General features: G+C 61.0%; 23 protein-coding genes. 1 reads left to right on the top strand and 22 read right to left on the bottom strand.

Features of this window, described 5'->3' with window-relative positions:
- Positions 1-66: 66 nt before the first annotated feature.
- The 12 genes from J2Y83_RS20055 to flhA form a co-directional block, all read right to left on the bottom strand.
- Positions 67-852: a CheW domain-containing protein gene (locus J2Y83_RS20055; protein ID WP_198717127.1), complete on the bottom strand. Its 786-nt coding sequence runs from the start codon at positions 850-852 to the stop codon at positions 67-69.
- Entirely contained in the window at positions 852-1,640 is a 789-nt protein-coding gene (locus J2Y83_RS20060) for a ParA family protein (RefSeq protein WP_198717128.1), read from the bottom strand. Before J2Y83_RS20060 ends, J2Y83_RS20055 begins: the two co-directional genes overlap by 1 nt.
- A 50-nt stretch (positions 1,641-1,690) precedes the next feature.
- Positions 1,691-2,578, bottom strand: coding sequence for a flagellar motor protein MotD (motD, locus tag J2Y83_RS20065; RefSeq protein ID WP_253397688.1), 888 nt, complete (start codon positions 2,576-2,578; stop codon positions 1,691-1,693).
- Positions 2,579-2,593: 15 nt separating this feature from the next.
- A complete protein-coding gene (locus tag J2Y83_RS20070; RefSeq protein WP_198717130.1) occupies positions 2,594-3,334 on the bottom strand; it encodes a flagellar motor protein in 741 nt (246 codons plus the stop codon).
- Entirely contained in the window at positions 3,334-4,458 is a 1,125-nt protein-coding gene (locus tag J2Y83_RS20075) for a protein-glutamate methylesterase/protein-glutamine glutaminase (RefSeq protein ID WP_253397691.1), read from the bottom strand. Before J2Y83_RS20075 ends, J2Y83_RS20070 begins: the two co-directional genes overlap by 1 nt.
- A 48-nt stretch (positions 4,459-4,506) precedes the next feature.
- Entirely contained in the window at positions 4,507-6,738 is a 2,232-nt protein-coding gene (locus J2Y83_RS20080) for a chemotaxis protein CheA (protein WP_253397693.1), read from the bottom strand.
- A gap of 11 nt (positions 6,739-6,749) precedes the next feature.
- Positions 6,750-7,538, bottom strand: a complete 789-nt coding sequence (locus J2Y83_RS20085; protein WP_017845401.1) for a protein phosphatase CheZ — start codon at positions 7,536-7,538, stop codon at positions 6,750-6,752.
- Positions 7,539-7,556: 18 nt separating this feature from the next.
- On the bottom strand, positions 7,557-7,931 hold the full coding sequence (locus J2Y83_RS20090; RefSeq protein WP_198717133.1) for a chemotaxis response regulator CheY: 375 nt from the start codon (positions 7,929-7,931) through the stop codon (positions 7,557-7,559).
- A 167-nt stretch (positions 7,932-8,098) separates the two neighbouring features.
- A complete protein-coding gene (gene fliA, locus J2Y83_RS20095) occupies positions 8,099-8,839 on the bottom strand; it encodes an RNA polymerase sigma factor FliA (protein WP_198717134.1) in 741 nt (246 codons plus the stop codon).
- Entirely contained in the window at positions 8,836-9,669 is an 834-nt protein-coding gene (fleN, locus tag J2Y83_RS20100; protein WP_003192912.1) for a flagellar synthesis regulator FleN, read from the bottom strand. Before fleN ends, fliA begins: the two co-directional genes overlap by 4 nt.
- A 105-nt stretch (positions 9,670-9,774) precedes the next feature.
- Positions 9,775-11,091 carry a flagellar biosynthesis protein FlhF gene (gene flhF / locus J2Y83_RS20105; protein WP_253397695.1) on the bottom strand — a complete coding sequence of 439 codons (1,317 nt, stop codon included), beginning with the start codon at positions 11,089-11,091 and terminating at the stop codon, positions 9,775-9,777.
- An 11-nt stretch (positions 11,092-11,102) separates the two neighbouring features.
- Entirely contained in the window at positions 11,103-13,217 is a 2,115-nt protein-coding gene (gene flhA / locus J2Y83_RS20110; protein WP_253400421.1) for a flagellar biosynthesis protein FlhA, read from the bottom strand.
- Between the two features lie 227 nt (positions 13,218-13,444).
- Here flhA and J2Y83_RS20115 point away from each other — a divergent pair, with 227 nt between their 5' ends.
- Entirely contained in the window at positions 13,445-13,585 is a 141-nt protein-coding gene (locus J2Y83_RS20115; protein ID WP_372436518.1) for a DUF6124 family protein, read from the top strand.
- A 57-nt stretch (positions 13,586-13,642) separates the two neighbouring features.
- Here the strand turns inward: J2Y83_RS20115 and J2Y83_RS20120 are convergent, their stop codons facing one another.
- From J2Y83_RS20120 to fliL, 10 genes are all read right to left on the bottom strand, one after another.
- A complete protein-coding gene (locus tag J2Y83_RS20120; RefSeq protein WP_198717136.1) occupies positions 13,643-13,849 on the bottom strand; it encodes a cold-shock protein in 207 nt (68 codons plus the stop codon).
- 44 nt (positions 13,850-13,893) lie between these two features.
- Positions 13,894-14,094, bottom strand: coding sequence for a cold shock domain-containing protein (locus tag J2Y83_RS20125; protein ID WP_198717137.1), 201 nt, complete (start codon positions 14,092-14,094; stop codon positions 13,894-13,896).
- Positions 14,095-14,228: 134 nt separating this feature from the next.
- Entirely contained in the window at positions 14,229-15,365 is a 1,137-nt protein-coding gene (flhB, locus tag J2Y83_RS20130) for a flagellar biosynthesis protein FlhB (RefSeq protein ID WP_198717138.1), read from the bottom strand.
- Between the two features lie 3 nt (positions 15,366-15,368).
- Complete coding sequence (gene fliR, locus J2Y83_RS20135; RefSeq protein WP_198717139.1) at positions 15,369-16,154, bottom strand: flagellar biosynthetic protein FliR; 786 nt, start codon at positions 16,152-16,154, stop codon at positions 15,369-15,371.
- A 4-nt stretch (positions 16,155-16,158) separates the two neighbouring features.
- Complete coding sequence (fliQ, locus tag J2Y83_RS20140; RefSeq protein ID WP_253397697.1) at positions 16,159-16,428, bottom strand: flagellar biosynthesis protein FliQ; 270 nt, start codon at positions 16,426-16,428, stop codon at positions 16,159-16,161.
- A 4-nt stretch (positions 16,429-16,432) separates the two neighbouring features.
- Entirely contained in the window at positions 16,433-17,176 is a 744-nt protein-coding gene (gene fliP, locus J2Y83_RS20145) for a flagellar type III secretion system pore protein FliP (RefSeq protein WP_198717140.1), read from the bottom strand.
- Positions 17,176-17,613: a flagellar biosynthetic protein FliO gene (gene fliO / locus J2Y83_RS20150; protein ID WP_253397699.1), complete on the bottom strand. Its 438-nt coding sequence runs from the start codon at positions 17,611-17,613 to the stop codon at positions 17,176-17,178. The genes fliP and fliO overlap by 1 nt, the downstream gene beginning before the upstream one ends.
- 1 nt (position 17,614) lies before the next feature.
- A complete protein-coding gene (gene fliN, locus J2Y83_RS20155; protein WP_198717142.1) occupies positions 17,615-18,082 on the bottom strand; it encodes a flagellar motor switch protein FliN in 468 nt (155 codons plus the stop codon).
- 56 nt (positions 18,083-18,138) lie between these two features.
- Positions 18,139-19,107 (bottom strand): flagellar motor switch protein FliM, encoded by a 969-nt coding sequence (gene fliM, locus J2Y83_RS20160; RefSeq protein ID WP_198717143.1) that lies wholly within the window; start codon positions 19,105-19,107, stop codon positions 18,139-18,141.
- A 9-nt stretch (positions 19,108-19,116) separates the two neighbouring features.
- Positions 19,117-19,623 carry a flagellar basal body-associated protein FliL gene (gene fliL / locus J2Y83_RS20165; protein WP_247408027.1) on the bottom strand — a complete coding sequence of 169 codons (507 nt, stop codon included), beginning with the start codon at positions 19,621-19,623 and terminating at the stop codon, positions 19,117-19,119.
- Positions 19,624-19,749: the final 126 nt, after the last annotated feature.

Here is a 19,749-nt window from a genome sequence, read left to right on the forward strand (position 1 = left end):
GCCGTTGGACACGGCGTGTGTGCTTCTTCGCTGTGGCCGCACAACCGTGCGGCCGATCTTGTTCAATTAACTGCGTTGCTGGCCCGGCATCGACTTGACGGCGCCGCTGGCGATCAGCTCGGCCAGTTCGGCGACGTCGAGCAACGCGCACATGTGTTCGATCACGGTGCCCGCCAACCAGGGGCGCTGGCCCCGGTGGCTGCGCCATTTGATTTCATTCGGGTCCAGGCGCAACGAGCGGCTGACTTGATGCACTGCCAGCCCCCACTCGTAGCCCTGCACCGAGATCACGTATTGCAAGCCCTGACGGAAGTCATCGCGGTAGCGATCGGGCATCACCCAGCGCGCGGTGTCCAGCACCTTGAGGTTGCCGGCCTGGCTGGGCAGGATGCCAAGGAACCATTCCGGTTGCCCGAACAGCGGCGTCAACTCCTGACCTTCCAGCGAGTAGATCGAGCCCAGGCACACCAGCGGCACCGCCAGGGTCAACCCGGCGACGTCAAACAGCAGGCATTCGAACGGCTCTGCGGCCCACGCCGGACGGCCGTCACCGGTGACCGGCGGCGGTGTGATGCTCGGCGGCATGTGAACTTCAACCACCGGCTCGACCACCACAGGCGCAACCACAACAGGTGCAATCGTCGGCACCACAACTTGCGCATCACGCGCCTGTTCTTCCAGCACCGCCAACTGGAATTCATCCAGTGTGCTTGGCGCTTCGACGACGGGTTCAAGAGCCAGGATCGGTTCCGGCAGGTCTTCGGCGGTCGCTTCCTGCAGCAAGGCATCCAGGTAGGATTCCAGTGCCAGTTGCGGCCGGGTCTTGACCTTGAGTTCGACGGGACGGTTCATCACGCCACCTGCGCCACAAGTTGTTGCGACAGCAGGTGCTTGAGCAGCGCGCGATACGCCAACACGCCGCGACTTTTACCGTCGAACTGCGAAGGGGTCAGGCCCGCACGGCTGGCGTCGCGCAGGCGCGTGTCCACCGGAATGTAGCCTTCCCAGATGGTGTCCGGGTAGGCATCGCGCAGTACGCGCAAGGTGCCGAGGGACGCCTGGGTGCGGCGGTCGAACAACGTCGGCACGATGCTGAACGGCAGCGCCTGTTTGCGTGAGCGATTGATCATCGCCAGGGTGCTGACCATACGCTCCAGGCCTTTGACCGCCAGGTGCTCGGTCTGTACCGGGATCACCAATTGCTGGCTGGCCGCCAAGGCGTTGACCATCAGCACACCGAGCAACGGCGGGCTGTCGATGATCGCGTAGTCGAAGTCCTGCCATAGCTGCGCCAGGGTCTTGGCGATCACCAGGCCCAGGCCGCTCTGCCCCGGCGACTGGCGCTCAAGGGTGGCCAGGGCGGTACTCGACGGCAGCAGGGAAATGCTTTCATTGCTGGTGGGCAGCAGCAGTTGCCCGGGCAGATCGCTCGGCACGTTGCCCTTGTGCAGGAACAGGTCATAGCTGCTGTGCTCCAGCGCGTCCGGGTCGTAGCCGAAATAGCTGGTCATTGAGCCGTGGGGATCCAGGTCGACCACGACCACGCGCTTGCCCGCATCAGCCAGCAAGCCGGCTAAGGCGATGGAGGTGGTGGTCTTGCCGACTCCACCTTTTTGATTGGCAACTGCCCAGACTCTCATTCGGTTGGTTCCTCCCGGTAGGCACAGGCGCGACCGAGACAGTGCATAAGTTATTGAGCCGGTGACGGAGAATTGACGGAGCTTTGCCGTACCGGCGGCTTTGCAGAGGCCGGTGCAGTTTGTGTGCCAGCCCGCTTCAATGCTGCGTCCGGGCTCGCATTTGCCGTGCCGGTGCCGGTCAGGCTGCGGCGGACATCCAGGTTGCGCGAGACCACCAGCACCACCCGGCGGTTGCGGGCGCGGCCTTCGACCGTGGCGTTATTGGCCACCGGCTGGAACTCGCCGTAGCCGACCGACGCCAGGCGACTGGGGTTCACACCCTGCATCGCGAGCATCCGCACGATGCTCGCCGCCCGGGCCGACGACAGCTCCCAGTTGGTCGGGTACTGCGCGGTACTGATCGGGAAATTGTCGGTAAAGCCTTCCACGTGGATCGGGTTTTCAAACGGTTTGAGGATCGCCGCCACCTTGTCGATGATGGTGAACGCCTGGTCGCTGGGCATGGCATCGGCGCTGGCAAACAGCAGGCTCGAATTGAGCTCGATCTCTACCCACAACTCATTGCCGCGCACGGTCATCTGGTTGGAGCTGATCAGGTCGCCAAACGCGGCACTGATATCGTCGGCGATGCTTTTCAGCGGGTCGCCGGTGCCGCCCATGCCGGCGGAGGTCTCATCGCTGTCGTTGACCAGCGGCTTGGCCGGGGTCACGGTCTTGGGCCGCTCTTCGCCGATAGGGATCGGCTTGAGCGAACGGTCGGCGTCGTTGAACACGCCGATCAGGGCTTGGGAAATGACTTTGTACTTGCCTTCGTTGATCGACGAGATGGAGTACATCACCACGAAAAACGCAAACAGCAAGGTGATGAAGTCCGCGTAGGACACCAGCCAGCGTTCATGGTTGACGTGTTCTTCAGGCTCGCGACGGCGACGGCTCACAACCAATACCTCCCATCAGTCCATGAAGCCCTGGAGCTTCAATTCGATGGAGCGCGGGTTCTCGCCCTCGGCAATCGACAGGATGCCTTCGAGCAGCATTTCACGGTAACGCGACTGGCGCGTGGCAATCGACTTGAGCTTGCTGGCGACCGGCAACAACACCAGGTTGGCACTCGCCACACCGTAGATGGTGGCGACAAACGCCACAGCAATGCCGCTGCCCAGTTGCGACGGATCGGCCAGGTTGCCCATCACGTGGATCAGGCCCATCACCGCACCGATGATGCCGATGGTCGGCGCGTAGCCGCCCATGCTTTCAAAGACTTTGGCGGCATTGATATCGCGGCTTTCCTGGGTGTAGAAATCCACTTCCAGGATGCTGCGAATCGCCTCCGGCTCGGCGCCGTCCACCAGCAATTGCAGGCCTTTGCGCGCGTAGCTGTCGGGCTCGGCGTCGGCCACGCCTTCCAGGCCCAGCAGGCCTTCCTTGCGTGCGGTGAGGCTCCAGTTGACCACGCGGTCGATACCACCGGCCAGGTCGACACGCGGCGGGAAAATGATCCAGATCAGGATCTGCATGGCTCGCTTGAACGAACTCAAGGGCGACTGCAGCAACGCCGCGCCGACGGTGCCACCGATCACGATCAGCGCCGCCGGGCCGTTGGCCAGGGCACCGAGGTGCCCGCCTTCGAGGTAGTTGCCGCCGATGATCGCGACAAATGCCATGGTGATGCCGATCAGGCTCAGTACATCCATCAGAGGCAGGCCTCCACCAAATGCTTGCCGATATCGTCCAGGCTGTAGACGGCGTCGGCCAGGTCAGCCTTGACGATAGCCATCGGCATGCCATAGATCACGCAACTGGCTTCGTCCTGGGCCCAGATTGCACTGCCGCCCTGTTTGAGCAGGCGCGCGCCTTCACGACCGTCGGCGCCCATGCCGGTGAGCACCACCGCCAGAACTTTGTCGCCGTAGGACTTGGCTGCCGAACCGAAGGTGATGTCCACGCAGGGCTTGTAGTTGAGGCGCTCATCGCCTGGCAGGATTTTGATCGCACCACGGCCATCGACCATCATCTGCTTGCCCCCAGGGGCCAGCAGCGCCAGGCCTGGACGCAGAATGTCGCCATCCTCGGCTTCCTTGACGCTGATGCGGCACAGCTTGTCCAGGCGCTCGGCAAAGGCCTTGGTGAACGCGGCGGGCATGTGCTGGATCAGTACGATCGGCGCCGGAAAGTTGGCCGGCAGTTGGGTCAATACCCGTTGCAGGGCGACCGGGCCGCCGGTCGAGGTGCCGATGGCGACCAGTTTATACGCCTTGCGTTTCGGCGCCGGCGAATGGGCGCTGGGCGCAGGCGTGCGCGCAGGTGCTACGGCAGGCCGGGCCACAGGCGCCGGAGCCGGGCGACCAAACGCGGTGCTGGTGGGTGCGGCCGGGGCTGCGACCGGCGCGGGCGCCGGAGCGCTGAACAGGCTGCGACGGTTGCTGCGCGAAATGCTGTGGACCTTCTCGCACAGCATCTGCTTGACCTTCTCGGGGTTGCGCGAGATGTCTTCGAAATTCTTCGGCAGGAAGTCCACTGCGCCGGCGTCCAACGCATCCAGGGTGACCCGGGCGCCTTCATGGGTCAGCGAGGAGAACATCAACACCGGGGTCGGGCAGCGCTGCATGATGTGCCGGACTGCGGTGATGCCATCCATCATCGGCATCTCGTAGTCCATGGTGATCACGTCCGGCTTCAACGCTATGGCTTGATCAATCGCCTCTTTGCCGTTGGTGGCCGTACCGACCACCTGGATCGTTGGATCGGCGGAAAGAATTTCCGAGACGCGGCGGCGGAAGAAACCTGAATCGTCCACCACCAGGACCTTGACTACCATAAACACTCCGTTAGGCGGGGCGGGCAATACCGCCCTGCCCCACCAGAATCAAATACGCCGTGCGGCGTAACGCTTGAGCATGCTCGGAACATCGAGAATCAATGCGATGCGACCGTCACCGGTGATGGTCGCACCCGACATGCCCGGGGTTCCCTGCAGCATTTTGCCCAAAGGCTTGATGACGACCTCTTCCTGGCCGACCAGTTGATCGACGACAAAGCCGATGCGCTGGGTGCCCACGGAGAGAATCACCACATGGCCTTCGCGCTGCTCTTCATGGGCAGCCGAGGCGACCAGCCAGCGCTTGAGGTAGAACAGGGGCAACGCCTTGTCGCGCACGATCACCACTTCCTGGCCGTCCACCACGTTGGTGCGCGACAGGTCGAGGTGGAAGATTTCGTTGACGTTGACCAGCGGGAAGGCGAAGGCCTGGTTGCCCAGCATCACCATCAGGGTCGGCATGATCGCCAGGGTCAACGGCACCTTGATGACGATCTTCGAGCCCAGGCCCTTGGTCGAGTAGATATTGATCGAACCGTTGAGCTGGCTGATCTTGGTTTTCACCACGTCCATGCCCACGCCACGGCCCGACACGTCGGAAATCTCGGTCTTGGTCGAGAAGCCCGGGGCGAAGATCAGGTTGTAGCACTCGGTGTCGGTCAGGCGGTCGGCGGCGTCTTTGTCCATCACGCCACGCTTGACCGCGATACCCCGCAGGATCGCCGGGTCCATGCCTTTGCCGTCATCGGTGATCGACAGCAGGATATGGTCGCCCTCTTGCTCCGCCGCCAGAATCACCTTGCCGCCACGGGACTTGCCCGCGGCTTCGCGTTCTTCCGGGGTTTCTACGCCGTGGTCGACGGCGTTGCGCACCAAGTGGACCAGCGGGTCGGCCAGGGCCTCGACAAGGTTTTTGTCGAGGTCGGTTTCTTCACCCACCAGTTCCAGGTTGATCTCTTTCTTGAGCTGACGTGCCAGGTCGCGAACCAGGCGCGGGAAGCGGCCGAAGACTTTCTTGATCGGCTGCATCCGCGTCTTCATCACTGCGGTCTGCAGGTCGGCGGTGACCACATCGAGGTTCGACACGGCCTTCTGCATGGCTTCGTCGCCGCTGCTCAAGCCCAGGCGCACCAGGCGGTTACGCACCAGCACCAGTTCGCCGACCATGTTCATGATGTCGTCCAGGCGCGCGGTATCCACGCGCACGGTGGTTTCGGCTTCACTGGCGGGCTTGTCGGCCACGGCCGCCGCTGGGGCTCGCGCGGGTGCGGGAGCAGCAGCTGGGGCCGGCGCAGGCTTGGCGGCAGCAGCAGGTGCTGCGGCTTTGGCCGGCGCTGGTTTGGCGGCTACCGGAGCGGCCGTCGCCGCTGCGGCCGGGGCCACTTCGGTGAACTTGCCCTTGCCGTGCAATTCGTCGAGCAACGCTTCGAATTCGTGATCGGAAATCAGCCCGTCGCCGGCAGGTGCTGCACTGGCAGCAGGTGCGGCGGCAGTCGCAGCGACTTCCGGCAAGGCATCGGCAGCAAAGGCGCCCTTGCCATGCAACTGGTCGAGCAAGGCTTCGAATTCGTCGTCGGTAATGTCGGTGCCGGCGGTGGCCGCCGGCGCTTGCGGCGCAGCGGTGGGGGCAACGGCGTCGGCGGCGAACTGGCCTTTGCCGTGCAACTGATCGAGCAGGGATTCAAATTCTGCGTCGGTAATATCTTCGCTGGTCGGCGCGGCGGGCGCAGCGACTGCTGCAACTGCTGCAACTGCTTGCGGCGCTTCGGCTTCGGCCTTGACCGCATTGAGGGAGTCGAGCAGTTGCTCGAACTCGCTGTCGGTGACATCCACTTCGGCTTCGACCACAGGCTCCGGAGCCGCTTCCACCACCGGCGCGGCCGAGGTGTCGGCAGGTTCAGCCAGGCGCGCCAGGGCGGCCAGCAGTTCCGGAGTGGCGGCGGTGATCGGGGCACGTTCGCGGACTTCGCTGAACATGCCGTTGACCGCATCCAGTGCTTCGAGAATCACGTCCATCAGCTCCGAATCAACGTGACGCTCACCCTTGCGCAGGATGTCGAACACGTTCTCGGCGATGTGGCAGCACTCCACCAGCTCATGGAGCTGGAGGAAGCCGGCGCCCCCTTTTACAGTGTGAAAACCGCGAAAAATTGCATTGAGCAGGTTCGCATCATCCGGTCGGCTTTCCAGCTCGACCAGTTGTTCGGACAGTTGCTCTAAAATTTCGCCGGCCTCTACAAGGAAATCCTGAAGGATTTCTTCATCGGCGCCGAAGCTCATGGGTGTGCTCCTTAGAAGCCTAAACTGGATAACAGGTCATCTACGTCATCCTGACCTGACATAACGTCTTCACGTTTATCGGCATGAATCTGCGGACCTTCACCCTTGGCGAGATGTTTTTGTGGATCTTTTTCCGAGAGGATCGCTTCGCGGTCATGTTCGATGCCGGCGAAACGATCGACTTGGCCTGCCATAAGCACCAATTTGAGCAAGTTGCTTTCCACTTCGGTGACCAATTGGGTCACGCGCTTGATCACCTGACCGGTGAGGTCCTGGTAATCCTGGGCGAGCAGAATGTCATTGAGGTTGCTGGACACCGTGTGGTTGTCCTGTTCGCTGCGCGACAGGAAACCCTCGACCCGACGGGCCAACTCACGAAACTCCTCAGCCCCCACTTCCCGACGCATGAAACGGCCCCAGTCAACGCTGAGGGCCTGGGCTTCATTGGCCATGCCGTTGACCAGGGGCGTGGCGTTTTCCACCAGATCCATGGTGCGGTTAGCCGCCGCTTCAGTCAGCCTGACCACATAGGACAGGCGTTCAGTAGCATCGGTGATTTGCGAAATTTCTTCGGCCTGGGGCATGTGCGGGTCAATCTGAAAATTGACGATCGCACTGTGCAGCTCGCGCGTGAGCTTGCCCACTTCCTGATACAGGCCGCGGTCACGGGTCTGGTTAAGCTCATGGATTAACTGCACCGCGTCGCCGAACTGGCCTTTTTCAAGGCTCTCGACGAGTTGGTGAGCATGCTTTTTCAGGGTCGACTCAAAGTCCCCCTGTGACGTTTCTTTATGCTCCATAGCTCCCCCGCGATGGCATTAGCCGTGGATGCGTTCGAAGATTTTTTCGATCTTCTCTTTCAAGGCCAATGCAGTGAATGGCTTGACCACGTAGCCGTTGACCCCGGCCTGGGCGGCTTCGATGATCTGCTCACGCTTGGCTTCGGCGGTCACCATCAACACGGGAAGAGTGCGCAGTTTTTCATCGGCGCGCACATGACGTAGCAAGTCGATACCGGTCATGCCGGGCATGTTCCAGTCGGTTACCAGAAAGTCGATGCTCCCGCTGTTGAGGATCGGAATCGCCGTAAGGCCGTCATCCGCCTCGACCGTGTTGGTGAACCCAAGGTCACGCAACAGGTTTTTTATGATCCGCCGCATCGTTGAGAAGTCATCAACGATGAGGATTTTCATGTTCTTGTCCAATTCGACCTCCAAGCAGTCTTAAACGCGCCCAGCACCTGGACGCGCCATTTCAATCAACAGGCGTTACACAAAAAGGACTGCCCAGGGCACCACGAAACTCACCCGCGAAGACCAGGGCCCTCACGGTAGTGTTTGCAGTGTCCCCACACTGCCTGTCAGCGCGCGCGCCATTCTCCCAGGCGTCCCCGCAAGCGGGCTGCGCACTGGCTGTGCAGTTGGCTGACACGCGATTCGCTGACCCCCAGGACCTCACCGATTTCCTTGAGGTTCAGCTCTTCGTCGTAGTACAGCGCCAACACCAGTCGCTCACGCTCCGGCAAATTGGCAATCGCGTCCGCCAGCGCCCCCTGAAAGCGTTCATCTTCCAGGTCACGCGACGGCTCGAGATGAGTACTCGCGCCATCCTCGTGCAGCCCTTCGTGTTCGCCGTCCTGCAACAGGTCGTCGAAACTGAACAGGCGGCTGCCCAAGGTATCGTTCAAAATCCCGTAATAATCGTCGAGACTCAATTGGAGTTCGGCCGCAACCTCGTGATCTTTAGCGTCGCGACCGGTTTTTGCTTCAATTGCACGAATTGCGTCACTGACCATGCGCGTATTGCGGTGTACCGAACGCGGCGCCCAATCCCCTTTACGCACTTCATCGAGCATCGCGCCACGGATACGGATACCCGCATACGTCTCGAAACTCGCACCTTTGCTCGCGTCGTATTTGGTCGACACTTCGAGCAGGCCGATCATGCCGGCCTGGATCAAGTCTTCGACCTGGACGCTGGCGGGCAGGCGTGCCAGCAAGTGATAAGCAATGCGCTTGACCAGGGGCGCATAGCGCTCGATCAATTCACCTTGGCAGTCACGTGCCGATTTCTTGTAAAGGTTATAGCCGCTGGCTGTCATAGCACCGGTCCTGCGCTCGTCTGATGCACCAATCGCTCGACGAAAAACTCCAGATGCCCCCGTGGGTTGGCGGGCAATGGCCAGGTATCGACCTTCTGAGCAATAGCCTTGAACGCCAAGGCGCATTTCGAACGAGGGAACGCTTCGTAGACTGCACGCTGCTTTTGCACAGCCTTGCGTACACACTCGTCATAGGGAACTGCGCCGACGTATTGTAAGGCGACATCGAGAAAGCGATCTGTGACCTTGGTCAACTTGGCGAACAGGTTGCGCCCTTCCTGCGGGCTCTGGGCCATATTGGCCAGCACGCGGAAGCGGTTCATGCCGTAGTCACGATTCAGTAGTTTGATCAGGGCGTAGGCGTCGGTGATCGAGGTGGGTTCATCGCAGACCACCAGCAGGACTTCTTGCGCGGCGCGCACGAAGCTGACCACGGACTCGCCGATCCCGGCGGCGGTGTCGATCACCAGCACGTCGAGGTTGTCGCCGATATCGCTGAACGCCTGAATCAGGCCGGCATGCTGCGCCGGGCTCAGGTGGACCATGCTCTGAGTGCCCGAGGCGGCCGGCACGATGCGGATGCCTCCAGGGCCTTGCAGCAGCACATCGCGCAGCTCACAGCGGCCCTCGATCACATCGGCGAGGGTATGTTTGGGCGTGAGCCCCAGCAAAACGTCGACGTTCGCCAATCCCAGGTCAGCATCCAGCAGCATGACACGACGGCCAAGCTCTGCCAGGGCCAGGGACAAATTCACTGACACGTTAGTTTTCCCGACGCCACCTTTGCCGCCGGTCACCGCGATCACCTGTACGGGATGCATGCTGCCCATTTTATTTCTTTACCTTGTCTTGCTTAGACGCAGGCTACATGGGTTGGCCGCGTGAATCGCTGCAGACCATCGATGTAGATACAATTCAGGGTGTTCATGCTGACCTCAACCCACCCGTTTTGCCGGGTTGTGGTAAAGGTCAGCGAACATATCGGCCATCGCTTCCTCGCTAGGCTCTTCTTGCATTTGCACGCTGACGGCACGGCTGACCAACTGATGACGGCGCGGCAGATGCAAATCATCTGGAATCCGCGGCCCGTCGGTCAGGTAGGCGACCGGAAGTTCATGACTGATCGCCAGGCTCAACACCTCACCCAGGCTCGCGGTTTCATCGAGCTTGGTGAGGATGCATCCGGCCAGGCCACAGCGCTTGTAGCTATGGTACGCAGCGGTAAGAACTTGTTTTTGGCTGGTGGTTGCAAGCACCAGGTAATTTTTCGACTTGATACCACGCCCGGCCAGGCTTTCCAGTTGCATGCGCAACGCCGGGTCGCTGGCTTGCAGGCCGGCGGTATCGATCAACACCACACGCTTGCGCAGCAACGGATCGAGGGCGTTGGCCAGGGACTGGCCCGGGTCAACGTGGGTCACCGACACATTGAGGATACGGCCCAGGGTCTTGAGCTGCTCCTGGGCACCGATGCGGTAGCTGTCCATGCTCACCAGCGCGATATTCTGGGCGCCGTACTTGAGCACGTAACGCGCGGCCAGCTTGGCCAGGGTGGTGGTCTTGCCCATGCCGGCAGGGCCGACCATGGCGATCACGCCACCCTCTTCCAGGGGTTCGATTTCCGGGGTCACGATCATCCGCGCCAGGTGGGCCAGCAACATGCGCCAGGCCTGGCGAGGTTCTTCGATTTCGGTGGTCAGCGCCAGCAGGTCGCGGGACAACGGGCCGGACAGGCCGATGCGTTGCAGGCGACGCCACAGGTTGGCCTGTTGCGGTTTGCTGCCCTGCAGTTGGGTCCACGCCAGCGAGCCAAGCTGCACTTCCAGCAGCTCACGCAGGCCGTTGAGTTCAAAACGCATCGAATCGAACACACGCTGGTCGACTGCGGCGGCCGGGGCTGGCGCGGCAGGACGCGGCGGTTCGATGAACGTCGGCTCGATCAACGGCTCGGCGGCGGTCAGCGGCAGGCCGGCGAACAACTGGCGATTGGTGGTCGCATCACTGTCGCCACGCATGCTCAGTTCGGCCTGGGCCGAGACAATGCGCGAGGCCGTCTTGCGCAGCTCGTCTTCAAGCTCCATGTTCGGGACACGCGGGGCCAGCGCCGAAGGGGTGTAATCCAGGGCAGCCGTCAGCTCGACACCGCCGGCAATACGACGGTTACCGATAATCGCAGCGTCGGCGCCCAGCTCGTCACGTACCAGTTTCATGGCCTGACGCATATCGGCGGCGAAAAAACGCTTTACTTGCATAACCCACTACCTCAGCCGTTGGGCCCTACTGTCGCGACGATAGTCACTTGCTTGTTGTCAGGGATTTCCTGATAAGCCAAAACGTGCAAATTCGGCACTGCCAGGCGTCCAAACCGCGACAACATCGCTCGGACCGGACCTGCCACCAGCAGAATCACCGGTTGGCCCTGCATTTCCTGGCGCTGTGCGGCGTCGATCAACGAACGCTGCAGTTTTTCAGCCATGCTTGGCTCCAGCAGAACGCCCTCTTCCTGACCTTGTCCTGCCTTCTGAATACTATTGAGCAATATTTGTTCCAACCTTGACTCCAAGGTGATCACAGGCAGCTCAGACTCAACCCCTACAATGCTTTGCACGATAGCGCGGGACAATCCGACGCGCACCGCAGCCACCAGGGCGGCGGTATCTTGACTCTTGGCGGCATTGTTGGCGATGGCCTCGGCGATGCTGCGAATGTCGCGCACCGGCACTTGTTCGGACAGCAGCGCCTGCAGCACTTTGAGCAATTGCGACAGCGACAGCACGCCCGGCACCAGCTCTTCGGCGAGTTTTGGCGACGCCTTGGCCAGCAACCCCATTAATTGCTGGACTTCTTCGTGGCCGATCAGCTCGTGGGAGTGCTTGTACAGAATCTGGTTGAGGTGCGTGGCGACCACGGTGCTGGCGTCCACCACCGTGTACCCGAGGGACTGCGCCTGGCTGCGCTGGCTGACTTCGATCCAGACCGCCTCCAGACCAAAAGCCGGATCTTTGGCGGTTATACCGTTCAGCGTGCCGAACACCTGGCCTGGGTTGATCGCCAGCTCGCGGTCGGGGTAGATCTCGGCTTCGGCGAGGATCACGCCCATCAGGGTCAGGCGGTAGGCGCTGGGGGCCAGGTCGAGGTTGTCGCGGATATGCACGGTGGGCATCAGGAAGCCCAGATCCTGGGACAGCTTCTTGCGCACACCCTTGATCCGCGCGAGCAATTGGCCGCCCTGGTTGCGGTCGACCAATGGAATCAGGCGGTAGCCGACTTCCAGGCCGATCATGTCGATCGGGGTCACATCGTCCCAGCCCAACTCCTTGGTTTCCTGGGCGCGGGCCGGCGACGGCAGCAGTTCCTGCTGACGCGCGATTTCTTGCTGGGCAGTCACTTTGATCACGTTCTGCTTTTTCCAGAACAGGTAGGCGCCGCCGCCGGCCAAAGCCGCCATGCTCAAGAACGAGACGTGGGGCATGCCGGGCACAAGGCCCATGATCGCCATGATGCCTGCCGCCACGGCCAGGGCCTTGGGCGAGGCAAACATCTGCCGGCTGATCTGCTTGCCCATGTCTTCGGAGCCCGACGCACGGGTCACCATGATCGCCGCAGCTGTGGATAACAACAGTGATGGCAATTGCGCCACTAAACCGTCACCAATGGTCAGCAAGGCGTAGACCTTGCCCGCATCGCCAAAGGTCATGCCGTGCTGGAAGATCCCGACCGCCATGCCGCCGATCAGGTTGATGAACAGAATCAACAGGCCGGCGATGGCATCGCCGCGCACGAATTTGCTGGCACCGTCCATGGAACCGTAGAACTCGGCTTCCTGAGCCACTTCCAAGCGGCGCGACTTGGCCTGGTTCTGGTCGATCAGGCCGGCGTTGAGGTCGGCGTCGATGGCCATCTGTTTGCCGGGCATGGCATCGAGGGTAAAGCGCGCGCTCACCTCGGAAATCCGCCCGGCGCCCTTGGTCACCACCACGAAGTTGATGATCATCAGGATCGCGAACACCACGATACCGACCACGTAGTTACCGCCGATCACCACCTCACCGAAGGCCTGGATCACCTTACCCGCGGCGGCGTGACCGTCCTGGCCGTTGAGCATCACCACCCGCGTGGACGCCACGTTCAGCGCCAACCGCAGCAGCGTGGCGATCAGCAGGATGGTCGGAAAGACCGCAAAGTCGAGCGGCCGCAGGGCATAGACGCAGACCAGCAACACGACGACGGACAAGGCAATGTTGAAGGTGAAGAACACGTCGAGCAGGAACGGCGGTATTGGCAACATCATCATTGCCAGCATCACCAGCAACAACAACGGCACACCCAGATTGCCCCGCGACAAGTCAGTCAGGGTGCCACGGGCCGTGTTGAGCATTTGAGAGCGATCTACCACCGGTATTCCTCGCGTTCCTTGAAGCAAAGTTTTGACGCCAGAGGGCGTCCTGAAGGCGGTATTGCAAGAAGCCTTCCAACTTTTGCGTGAGGTCGCAGATCCCTTATGACGAGGACTGACTGACGGACGAGCAGGTCGGGGATCAACTGATTCAAATGACCGAAGACCTGCTGGCAGGCCTCAGCGAAACACTTGCTTGAGCCAATGGATTGCTCAATGACTTTTCGTTTGAGCAGGAAGGGATTCGACGCGAGGGGGCACGAGGAATTGCACAATTAGTCGAACTGGCCCAGTTACTGGCAGAGCGGGCGCTCAATAGCACCACCGGTGGAACGATCGCGGGCACTTAACGACCTGATGGTGGATCGCTCCGACGCTCTGCGTGGGAACGATCAAACCAGCCGACGTTATTTAGAGAGGGTTTTCACGCTCGTGGCCTGATCGCCCTTAGGCCCTTTTTCGACGAGAAACTCCACTTTCTGGCCCTCTTCAAGAGACTTGAAACCCTCTGCCTGGATGGCGGAAAAATGGACGAACACATCGCCGCCGCCATCCTGGCTGATAAACCCAAACCCCTTCTCCGCGTTAAACCATTTCACAGTGCCCGTTGCCATGGCCGTTCTCCGCACACTTCAATCAAGGACTTACACAGGTGCCGTCAGATCAGTTCGATATCGCATGCATAGATGCCATCGGGTCGATGGATCATCCGGAAGGCCACTTTCTGGCCTTGCGAAAGCAGACGTCTATCCGAACTGCACAGATCTACCGACACCTCCTCTCCCCCACTATCCAGCGCAATCGAACCCAATCCGGTCTGCTGGTCATAAGACTTAACCCAGCCTGTGAATAGCTGCATCGCTCCACTCCCGGCATTTTGCTGCGCAGTACCTGAGGCAATAGAACCGCGAGCAAGCGATGCTGGCTACTGTCAAAGTTGACAGGTCAGGAAGGCTTTACGACGAATGGCACAGTGCCAATTTGAACGACCCGTCAAGAATCGCGGCGCAAGTCCGGCGGAATCGGCAGGTCTTTAAGCGGATCAGGCCGCTTGCCTTTGCCCGCACGGTACTGGCGAATCTGATAGACATACGCCAACACCTGCGCCACCGCCAGGTATAGCCCGGCAGGGATTTCCTGGTCGAGGTCGGTGGAGTAGAAGATCGACCGCGCCAGTTCCGGCGATTCCAGCAACAGAATGTCGTTGGCCACGGCGATTTCGCGGATCTTCAGCGCGGTGAAGTCGCTGCCCTTGGCCAGCAGCATCGGCGCGCCGCCCTTCTCCGGGTCGTACTTGAGGGCCACCGCGTAGTGGGTCGGGTTGGTGATCACCACGTCGGCGTCGGGCACCGAAGCCATCATCTTGCGCTGAGACATTTCGCGCTGCAGTTGGCGAATGCGCTGTTTGACCTCGGGGCGACCTTCCTGGTCCTTGTGTTCGTCGCGCACTTCCTGCTTGGTCATCAACAGTTTCTTGTGGCTTTCCCACAGCTGGATCGGTGCATCCACGGCGGCGATCAGGATCAGCCCGGCAGCCAGCCATAACGCACTCCAGCCCACCACTTGCACGCTGTGGATGATCGCTGACTCCAGCGGTTCATGGGCGATGCGCAGCAGGTCATCGATGTCGGAGGACAATACCGCCAGCGCCACGAACAGAATCAGGATGAACTTGGCCAACGCCTTTAGCAGTTCCACCAACGCCTTGGCGGAAAACATGCGCTTGAGCCCGGCGGCGGGGTTCATGCGGCTGAATTTTGGCGCCATGCTGCTCGCAGCGAACAGCCATCCGCCAAGGGCGACGGGGCCGATCAGCGCAGCCAGGAGCAAGGTGATCAAAATCGGCTGCACCGCCAGTATGGCGATTTTTCCCGAATGCAGCAGGTACTGCCCCATGGCGCCGGGGTTGAGCAACACTTCGCGGGGCAAGGTGAAGTTGTGTTTCATCAACTCCATCAGGTCGAGCGCCAGGCCGCCGCCGTAGATCAGCAAGGCGCCGGAACCGGCCATCATTGTCGCAACGGTGTTGAGCTCTTTGGAGCGGGCAATCTCACCCTTTTCCCTGGAGTCCTTTTTACGCTTATCCGTGGGGTCTTCTGTTTTGTCCTGACCACTCTCGCTCTCGGCCATGGCTCAGCGCGCCCGTGCCAGATCACGTAGGAACTGCAAGGCGTCGGTCGCCAGCGGTTGATACTGATTGAGAATGTCGGCCATGCCGATCCAGAAAATCCCCATGCCCAACACCAGGGTCAACGGGAAACCGATAGAGAAGATATTCAGTTGCGGCGCCGCGCGGGTCATCACGCCAAAGGCGATGTTGACCACCAACAGCGCAGTGATCGCCGGCAGCACCAGCAACAGTGACGCGCCCAACACCCAACTGAGGCGCCCCACCAGTTCCCAGAAGTGATTGACCACCAGCCCCGAGCCGACCGGCAAGGTGGTGAAACTTTCGGTCAGCACCTCGAACACCACCAGGTGGCCGTTCATGGCCAGGAACAGCAAGGTCACCAGCATGGTCAGGAACTGTCCGATCACTGCTGCCGACACGCCGTTGGTGGGGTCGACCATGGACGCAAAGCCCATGCCCATCTGGATTGAGATGATTTGCCCGGCAATCACGAAGGCCTGGAAGAATAGCTGCAGGGAGAAGCCCAGCAGCGAGCCGATGAGGATCTGCTCGGCAATCAGCATCAGCGCACTGAGGTCCAGTGCGTTGACGGGCGGCATCGGCGGCAAGCCCGGCACCAGGACCACGGTGATCGCCACCGCGAAATACAGGCGGATGCGCCGTGGTACCAGGGTGGTGCCGAACACCGGCATGCTCATCAGCACCGCCGTGACCCGGAACAGCGGCAGGATAAACGAAGCCACCCAGGTACTGATCTGGGTGTCGGTCAACGCCAGCAGCGATTGCATGCGGTCAGCCGATCAACTGCGGAATACTGCCGTACAACTGCAGGATGTATTCCATGAAGGTCTGCACCAGCCACGGGCCGGCGACAATCAACGTGACCAGCATCACCAGCAGGCGCGGCAGGAAGCTCAGGGTTTGTTCGTTGATCTGGGTCGCGGCCTGGAACATCGCCACCAGCAGGCCGACCAACAGGCTCGGCACCACCAGCACGGCGACCATCATGGTGGTCAGCCACAACGCTTCACGGAACAGGTCGACGGCAATTTCTGGGGTCATTGCCCTACACTCCGCCGAAACTGCTGGCCAACGTGCCGATAATCAGCGCCCAACCGTCCACCAGCACAAACAGCATGATCTTGAACGGCAACGAGATGATCAGCGGCGACAGCATCATCATCCCCATGGCCATCAGCACGCTCGCCACCACCAGGTCGATGATCAGGAACGGGATAAAGATCATGAAACCGATCTGGAACGCCGTCTTCAATTCCGAGGTGACGAACGCCGGCACCAGGATCGTCAGCGGTGCCTGATCCGGGGTGGCAATGTCGGTGCGCTTGGACAGACGCACAAACAGCTCAAGGTCGCTGGAGCGGGTCTGCGACAGCATGAAGTCCTTGATCGGGCCCTGGGCCTTGTCGATGGCGTCTTGCGCCGTGAGCTTTTCCGCAAGGTAAGGCTGCAGGGCTTGCTGGTTCACCTTGTCGAATACCGGCGCCATGATGAACATCGTCAAGAACAGCGCCATGCCGGTGAGGATCTGGTTCGATGGTGTCTGTTGCAGGCCCAGGGCCTGACGCAGGATCGAGAATACGATGATGATCCGGGTGAAGCTGGTCATCAGCATGACAAACGCCGGGATAAAACTCAGCGCCGTCATGATCAGCAGGATCTGCAGGCTGACCGAATACTCCTGGGCCCCGGCCGCGTTGGTGCCCAGGGTAATCGCCGGGATCGACAACGGGTCGGCGGCGAACGCCAATGGCGCGGCCAGCCACAGCATGAGCGTCAATAAAACGCGCATTACTTCTTATCCTTCTGATCCTTGCCCAGCAACTCCATCAGGCGCTGGGCGAATTCTGGCGTGGCGGCCTGGGTCGGGGCGACGTTGACCGGGGTCTTGAGCACGTGCAGCGGGGTGATGCGGCCAGGCGTGATGCCCAGCAGGATCTGTTCCTCGCCGACCTGCACCAGCACCAGCCGATCACGCGGGCCGAGGGCGCGCGAACCGATCATCTCGATGACCTGGGCGTTGCCCGGACCGATGCTCTGCACACGGCGCATCAGCCAGGCCAGCACGAAAATCAGCCCGACCACCAGCAACAGGCCCAGCACCAACTGGGTCAGTTGGCCACCGATGCCGCTGCTCACCACGGGGGCGGCGGCCGCTTGCGCGACCGGCTCGGCCGCCAGGGCGCTCAATGGCAGCGCCAGAAACAGTCCCGCCATCGAATACTTCATGTCAGCGCAGCTTCTTGATGCGTTCGCTCGGGCTGATCACGTCGGTCAGGCGAATGCCGAACTTTTCGTTGACCACCACCACTTCGCCATGGGCGATCAGCGTGCCGTTGACCAACACGTCCAACGGCTCACCGGCCAGGCGATCCAGCTCGATCACCGAGCCCTGGTTGAGCTGCAGCAGGTTGCGGATGTTGATGTCGGTGCTGCCGACTTCCATCGAGATCGACACCGGGATGTCGAGAATCACGTCCAGGTTCGGGCCGTCGAGGGTCACCGGGTCGTTGTTCTTCGGCACGCTGCCGAATTCTTCCAGAGGCAGGCGGTTACTGGCCGGCGCGGTGGAGGCATCGGCCGCCAGCAGCGCGTCGATATCGTCCTGGCCAACATCGCCGGTTTCTTCCAGGGCCGCAGCCCATTCGTCAGCCAGGGCCTGGTCTTCGGCGGAAGTGTTTTCGTGTTCGGTAGCCATTACATGTCCTCGGCGGAGCAAACATTCATAAATAGGGGTGCATCAATACGGGTGACTCAGCGCCGGTTGATCGGCTCCACCACTTGCAGTGCCAGGTTGCCCTTGTGCGAACCGAGCTTGACCTTGAACGACGGCACGCCGCTGGCGCGCATGATCAGTTCTTCCGGCAACTCGACGGGAATCACGTCGCCCGGCTGCATGTGCAAAATATCCCGCAGGCGCAACTGACGACGGGCCACGGTGGCGCTCAGGGGCACGTCGACGTCCAGCAGGTCTTCGCGCAGGGCCTTGACCCAGCGTTCGTCCTGATCGTCGAGGTCGGACTGGAAGCCGGCGTCGAGCATTTCGCGCACCGGTTCGATCATCGAGTACGGCATGGTCACGTGCAGGTCGCCGCCACCGCCATCGAGTTCGATGTGGAAGGTGGACACCACAATGGCTTCGCTGGGGCCGACGATGTTGGCCATGGCCGGGTTCACTTCCGAGTTGATGTACTCGAAATTGACCTCCATGATCGCCTGCCAGGCTTCCTTCAAGTCGATGAAGGCCTGCTCCAGCACCATGCGTACCACGCGCAGCTCAGTAGGGGTGAACTCGCGGCCTTCGATCTTGGCGTGACGGCCGTCGCCGCCGAAGAAGTTGTCCACCAGTTTGAACACCAGCTTGGCGTCGAGGATGAACAACGCAGTGCCGCGCAATGGCTTGATCTTGACCAGATTGAGGCTGGTAGGCACGTACAGCGAGTGTACATATTCGCCGAACTTCATCACCTGCACGCCGCCCACCGCCACGTCTGCCGAGCGGCGCAGCATGTTGAACATGCTGATGCGGGTGTAACGGGCAAAACGCTCATTGATCATTTCCAGGGTCGGCATGCGTCCACGGACGATGCGATCCTGGCTGGTCAGGTCATAACTTTTGACGCTGCCGGGCTCGGCAGCCATTTCGGTCTGTACCAGACCATCGTCCACGCCATGCAGCAGCGCATCGATTTCATCCTGGGACAGCAGGTCTTGCACGGCCATGTCGTGATCCTACTGCAATACGAAATTAGTGAAGAGCGCCTGCTCGACCACCACTTTGCCGAGCTCTTTCTGGGCCACTTCCTGCACGCTGGCAGTGACCTTCTGGCGCAACATTTCCTGGCCCACCGGGGTGGCCAGGCTGTCGAAACTTTGCGCGGAAAACAGCATCACCAGGTTGTTGCGGATCACCGGCATATGCACCTTGAGCGCCTCAAGGTCCGCCTGGTTGCGCGCCAGTAAGGTGATGCTCACCTGCAGGTAGCGTTGACGACCGTTCTGATTGAAGTTGGCGACAAAGGCCGGAAGCATCGGCTCGAAGATTGCCGGTTGCTTGACGTTACTGGCAGTTTCGGCGGCGGGTGCCGGTTTGCTCGCACTGCTGTGCATGATGTACCAAGTGCCGCCCACGGACGCGCCGATCGCCAGGACCAGGCCCAGGACAATCAACAGGATAAGCTTGAGCTTGCCCTTGCCCTTACCTGCGGGTGCTTGTGCTGCGTCTTCGCTCTTCGCCATGCCAATAATCCGTCACTATTTGGGGATTCATAGATCTACGGAAAGGCAAGAGCAAGTGTTATGCCAGAGTTGTCAGCCACAGCAGGACAGCGGCCACGCCACAGGTCCTTTGTGGGAGGGGGCTTG

Source organism: Pseudomonas marginalis, assembly GCF_024169655.1.
Lineage (GTDB): Bacteria > Pseudomonadota > Gammaproteobacteria > Pseudomonadales > Pseudomonadaceae > Aquipseudomonas > Aquipseudomonas paraveronii.

Excerpts from the sequence above, each read along its gene's own strand:
- J2Y83_RS20055 (WP_198717127.1), bottom strand. The coding sequence starts at position 852 with ATGAACCGTCCCGTCGAACTCAAGGTCAAGACCCGGCCGCAACTGGCA.
- J2Y83_RS20060 (WP_198717128.1), bottom strand. The coding sequence starts at position 1,640 with ATGAGAGTCTGGGCAGTTGCCAATCAAAAAGGTGGAGTCGGCAAGACC.
- J2Y83_RS20070 (WP_198717130.1), bottom strand. The coding sequence starts at position 3,334 with ATGGATGTACTGAGCCTGATCGGCATCACCATGGCATTTGTCGCGATC.
- J2Y83_RS20075 (WP_253397691.1), bottom strand. The coding sequence starts at position 4,458 with ATGGTAGTCAAGGTCCTGGTGGTGGACGATTCAGGTTTCTTCCGCCGC.
- J2Y83_RS20080 (WP_253397693.1), bottom strand. The coding sequence starts at position 6,738 with ATGAGCTTCGGCGCCGATGAAGAAATCCTTCAGGATTTCCTTGTAGAG.
- J2Y83_RS20085 (WP_017845401.1), bottom strand. The coding sequence starts at position 7,538 with ATGGAGCATAAAGAAACGTCACAGGGGGACTTTGAGTCGACCCTGAAA.
- J2Y83_RS20090 (WP_198717133.1), bottom strand. The coding sequence starts at position 7,931 with ATGAAAATCCTCATCGTTGATGACTTCTCAACGATGCGGCGGATCATA.
- fliA (WP_198717134.1), bottom strand. The coding sequence starts at position 8,839 with ATGACAGCCAGCGGCTATAACCTTTACAAGAAATCGGCACGTGACTGC.
- fleN (WP_003192912.1), bottom strand. The coding sequence starts at position 9,669 with ATGGGCAGCATGCATCCCGTACAGGTGATCGCGGTGACCGGCGGCAAA.
- flhF (WP_253397695.1), bottom strand. The coding sequence starts at position 11,091 with ATGCAAGTAAAGCGTTTTTTCGCCGCCGATATGCGTCAGGCCATGAAA.
- flhA (WP_253400421.1), bottom strand. The coding sequence starts at position 13,217 with ATGCTCAACACGGCCCGTGGCACCCTGACTGACTTGTCGCGGGGCAAT.
- J2Y83_RS20120 (WP_198717136.1), bottom strand. The coding sequence starts at position 13,849 with ATGGCAACGGGCACTGTGAAATGGTTTAACGCGGAGAAGGGGTTTGGG.
- J2Y83_RS20125 (WP_198717137.1), bottom strand. The coding sequence starts at position 14,094 with ATGCAGCTATTCACAGGCTGGGTTAAGTCTTATGACCAGCAGACCGGA.
- flhB (WP_198717138.1), bottom strand. The coding sequence starts at position 15,365 with ATGGCCGAGAGCGAGAGTGGTCAGGACAAAACAGAAGACCCCACGGAT.
- fliR (WP_198717139.1), bottom strand. The coding sequence starts at position 16,154 with ATGCAATCGCTGCTGGCGTTGACCGACACCCAGATCAGTACCTGGGTG.
- fliQ (WP_253397697.1), bottom strand. The coding sequence starts at position 16,428 with ATGACCCCAGAAATTGCCGTCGACCTGTTCCGTGAAGCGTTGTGGCTG.
- fliP (WP_198717140.1), bottom strand. The coding sequence starts at position 17,176 with ATGCGCGTTTTATTGACGCTCATGCTGTGGCTGGCCGCGCCATTGGCG.
- fliO (WP_253397699.1), bottom strand. The coding sequence starts at position 17,613 with ATGAAGTATTCGATGGCGGGACTGTTTCTGGCGCTGCCATTGAGCGCC.
- fliN (WP_198717142.1), bottom strand. The coding sequence starts at position 18,082 with ATGGCTACCGAACACGAAAACACTTCCGCCGAAGACCAGGCCCTGGCT.
- fliM (WP_198717143.1), bottom strand. The coding sequence starts at position 19,107 with ATGGCCGTGCAAGACCTGCTGTCCCAGGATGAAATCGATGCGCTGCTG.
- fliL (WP_247408027.1), bottom strand. The coding sequence starts at position 19,623 with ATGGCGAAGAGCGAAGACGCAGCACAAGCACCCGCAGGTAAGGGCAAG.